Below are 4,063 nucleotides of genomic sequence, written 5' to 3'. Positions count from 1 at the left end.
GCTCATCCAGACCTGATGCGGCTCCCACTGCACGGGAGCGGCGGGATCGGCCTGCTTCTTCAGCCAGTCCTGCGCCTGCACTTCCTGCGGCACGAACATAATCGCGGTATCGTCCGCGAATTCGCGGAACGCCTTCCACTGACCCTTCTCGCGCGCGAGCCGGGCGAAGGCGATCTCCTCGGCAACGAGGGCGCTGGGGTTGGCCGTTCCCGTACCGGGCGGGAGGCGGCGCTTGGGCCGCGCATCGGTCTGGGCTGACGCAGCGAAAACCGCTACCAGCGCCAGACCGAGCGCGATCCGCTTCAAAGGGCAGTCTCGTCGAAGGCGAGCCCGGCATTGCGGTGCGCGGCGACGATGGTGTTGCGCAGCAGTACCGCGATGGTCATCGGCCCGACCCCGCCCGGAACCGGCGTGATCGCTCCCGCGACTTCGGCGGCCGAGGCGAAATCGACGTCGCCGACGAGCTTCGTCTTGCCTTCCTCGGCGCCGGGAACGCGGTTGATGCCCACGTCGATCACAGTCGCGCCGGGCTTGAGCCAGTCGCCCTTGACCATCTCGGGACGGCCGACCGCCGCCACCACGATGTCGGCGCGGCGCACCACCTCGGGCAGATCCTTGGTGCGGCTATGCGCGACAGTGACAGTGCAGCTTTCCGCGATCAGCAGCTGCGCCATCGGCTTGCCGACGATGTTGGAGCGCCCGATCACCACCGCGTCGAGCCCCGAGAGCGAACCCAGCCGGTCCTTCAGCAGCATCACGCAGCCCAGCGGCGTGCAGGGCACGAAGCCCGGCAGGCCGGTCGCCAGACGGCCGACGTTGACGACGTGGAAGCCGTCGACGTCCTTGTCCGGGTTGATCGTGGCGATGACCTTCTGCTCGTTCATGTGCGCGGGCAGCGGCAGCTGGACGAGGATGCCGTCCACCGCCGGGTCATTGTTGAGCTGCTCGACCACGGCCAGCAGATCCGCTTCGGAGGTATCGGCGGGCAGCTTGTGCTCGAAGCTGTTCATGCCCGCCGCAAGGGTCTGCTTGCCCTTGTTGCGCACGTAGACCTGACTGGCCGGGTCTTCGCCCACCAGCACCACGGCGAGGCCCGCCTTGCGGCCGCTCTTCGCCTCGAAGCCCACCGCAGCGGTGCCGACGCGGGCGCGCAGGCCCTCGGCGAAAGCCTTTCCGTCGATGACCTGGCTCATCAGTAGCCCGCCATGGCAAGGTTGCCGAAGATGATCTGCAGGATCTTGAGACCGATGATCAGCACCATCGGCGAGAAGTCGATCGCGCCGGTGTTGGGCATGATCTTGCGGATCGGCCGCAGGAGTGGCTCGAGGATCGCGTTCAGCGCGGTATAGACCGCCGACACGAACTGGTTGTGCATGTTGACCACGTTGAACGCGATCAGCAGCCCGAGCACGAACTGCACGATCACCACGAAGACGATGATGTCGATCAGGTAGCTGACGATCTGGAAAATGGTGAGGAACAGCAAGGCCGGCTCCTAGAATGACGTTGGGACAGCACGTTCGCACATGCGGCATGGTTCTGCGCGCGCTGATAGCCGAGCGGGTGGCCGGTGGGCAAGGGTCGTAAGCGGTTAAAGCCCACCCTGCCCCCTCCCGCAAGCGGGAGGGGAATGAGAGACCTGCGCTTCGCCCTCCCGCTCGCGGGAGGGCCGGAAGGCTTGGCCGCGCAGCGGCTTAGCCGGACGGGGTGGGCAATATTACTGCGTAAGCGTCGAAGTCCGCTCGATCCGCCAGTTGAGCTGGCTGCCGCTGGCGCCCGGCACGTCGTTCACACGGCGCAGAACGATGGTTCCGCGCTTCGAGGTGCGCCCGTCGCCGAAGTCCACGACGATCGGCGCCTCGTAATAGAGCGAGCCCGCCGCGCCTTCCATGTCGCCCTTGCCGACCGCGAGGCGGGGCTTGGCACCGCCGAATTCGCCCTGCAGCTTCTGCGCCGTCATCTCGGCATCGAGGCTCCAGGCCTGAGCCGCGGCGTTCCAGTCGCCGATGCGCACGGCACTGACGTAGTAGCGCAGCAGTCGTTCGGGATCGCGGCGCTCGGTCAGGGCGGCGGTGTCGAGGGTGCTTGCGGCAGGCGCGGCCACGGACGTCGCGCCGTCCACCGGACCGACATCGACCACGGCATCGCCGGCATCCGCCGCCGCACTTGCGCTGTCGAGCACGGCCGGGTCCTCTCCCGCCTTACCGCAGGCGGCAAGGGCCAGCAACGAGCCGGAGAGCAGGACGGCGAGTGCAGCTTTGGTGCGCATGTGCTTCGAGACGCCTTTCAGTTCCTTGATCCCCCTCGCAAGGGTAGTTCAGCCCGCCCGGATGAGCGTACCTGCACCTTCTTGCGTGAATATTTCCAGCAACATGGCATGCGAAACCCGTCCGTCAAGGACGACGGCCGCCTCGCAGCCCGCCTCGACCGCGTGAATGCAGGTCTCCAGCTTGGGGATCATGCCGCCCGAGATGGTGCCGTCTTCCTTCAGGCCCGCGATCGCGGCGGGGGTCAGGTCGGTCAGCAGCTCGCCCTGCTTGTCGAGCACGCCGGGCACGTCGGTCAGCAGGAACAGGCGCGATGCACCCAGCGCCGCGGCGATGGCGCCCGCCATCGTGTCGGCGTTGACGTTGTAGGTGCCGCCGTCAGGCCCGGCCGCGATCGGGGCGATGACCGGGATCATCCCCGCGCCCGAGATCGTCTCGATCACGCGGGTGTCGATGTGTTCGGGCTCGCCCACGAAGCCGAGATCGACCACCTGCTCGATCAGGCTGTCGGGGTCCTTGCGGGTGCGCGAGACCTTGCGCGCGGTGACCATGCCGCCGTCCTTGCCGGAGACGCCCATCGCCTTGCCGCCGGCCTTGGCGATCCAGCCGACGATTTCCTTGTTGATCGCGCCCGACAGCACCATCTCGGCCACTTCGGCGGTCGCCTTGTCGGTAATGCGCAGGCCATCGACGAACTGGCTTTCGACCCCGACCTTCTTGAGCATCGCGCCGATCTGCGGCCCGCCGCCGTGCACGACGACGACGTTGATGCCCACCGCCTTCAGCAGCACCACGTCCTCGGCGAAGTCCACCGCCTTTTCGGGATCGCCCATGGCGTGGCCGCCGTATTTGACCACGAACGTGCGCCCCGCATATCGCTGCATGTAGGGCAGCGCATCGACGAGGGTTTCGGCCTTGGCCAACAGGGCGGGGTGGTGCGGATTCGACATGAGGGCGCTAATACGCCCCCGCGCGCAATTTTGAACCCGCTTAACGTGATTTTTTCGGCGTAATCGTGCCGTTTATCGGCTCAGGAATCCAGTTTCCTGCCCAGCTTCACGAAGAACCAGATGAACGGCGGCACCATGATCGTCGAGAGCACCAGCTTCGAGATGATCTGGCCCTCCATGATCTGCACGATCGGCAGCCCGGTTCCGACGAAGGAAATGGTGATGAACAGCACCGTGTCGATCACCTGCGAGAGCATCGAGGCGATCCACGCGCGCACCAGCAGCAGCTTGCCGCCGGCTTGCGACAGCTTCGAGAAGATCAGGACGTTCAGCGTCTGCGACACGCCGTAGGAGATCAGCCCGGCGAACTGCATCCGCGCGCCCTGCCCGAGCAGACGGGCATAGGCCTCCTGGTCGCCCCAGAACGCGGCCGGCGGGACCACGTGGATCACGAAGGTCAGCAGCAGCATCGAGACGATCAGCGGGATGAACCCGAAGCGCACCAGCTTGTTGGCGGTGTCCGGTCCGTGCAGTTCGGCGATGGCGCTGGAGAGCACCACCAGCAACAGGAACGCGAAGATCCCCGATTCGACCGCGAGGTCGCCCAGCACCGGCCAGTGGCCGAGCGAAGCCAGCTTGGTCCCCAGCACTCCCGCCAGCACGACGAGGCCGCCGTAGAGCAGCGAGAAGACGAAAAGCGAGCGGGTGATGATGGGCGCGGGCGCAGTGACGGGTCGATCCATCGCCTCCCTGTAACGGGCAAAGCGGCGTTGGACTAGGGTTCGGTGGAGAAAATGCGAGCCCCATCGCATCCTCCCTGTCGCGAAGCGATGGGGAGGTGGCAGG

5 protein-coding genes and 1 pseudogene are annotated in these 4,063 nt (G+C 66.5%); all 6 read right to left on the bottom strand.

Features of this window, described 5'->3' with window-relative positions:
• Positions 1–306, bottom strand: a pseudogene (locus tag LH128_RS27225) (hypothetical protein); the annotation flags it as partial.
• Positions 303–1,193, bottom strand: coding sequence for a bifunctional methylenetetrahydrofolate dehydrogenase/methenyltetrahydrofolate cyclohydrolase FolD (gene folD, locus LH128_RS27220; protein ID WP_008832921.1), 891 nt, complete (start codon positions 1,191–1,193; stop codon positions 303–305). The pseudogene LH128_RS27225 and the gene folD, both read right to left, overlap by 4 nt.
• Positions 1,193–1,486, bottom strand: a complete 294-nt coding sequence (locus LH128_RS27215) for a YggT family protein (RefSeq protein WP_008832920.1) — start codon at positions 1,484–1,486, stop codon at positions 1,193–1,195. Before LH128_RS27215 ends, folD begins: the two co-directional genes overlap by 1 nt.
• Before the next feature lie 231 nt (positions 1,487–1,717).
• Positions 1,718–2,269 (bottom strand): hypothetical protein, encoded by a 552-nt coding sequence (locus tag LH128_RS27210; RefSeq protein ID WP_008832919.1) that lies wholly within the window; start codon positions 2,267–2,269, stop codon positions 1,718–1,720.
• A 48-nt stretch (positions 2,270–2,317) separates the two neighbouring features.
• Entirely contained in the window at positions 2,318–3,217 is a 900-nt protein-coding gene (argB, locus tag LH128_RS27205; protein WP_008832918.1) for an acetylglutamate kinase, read from the bottom strand.
• 80 nt (positions 3,218–3,297) lie between these two features.
• On the bottom strand, positions 3,298–3,960 hold the full coding sequence (locus LH128_RS27200; RefSeq protein ID WP_008832917.1) for a queuosine precursor transporter: 663 nt from the start codon (positions 3,958–3,960) through the stop codon (positions 3,298–3,300).
• Between the last annotated feature and the right edge of the window lie 103 nt (positions 3,961–4,063).

It is taken from the genome of Sphingomonas sp. LH128, from assembly GCF_000293195.2.
Classification (GTDB): domain Bacteria; phylum Pseudomonadota; class Alphaproteobacteria; order Sphingomonadales; family Sphingomonadaceae; genus Novosphingobium; species Novosphingobium resinovorum_A.
This window is presented reverse-complemented; position numbering and strand designations above follow the sequence as displayed.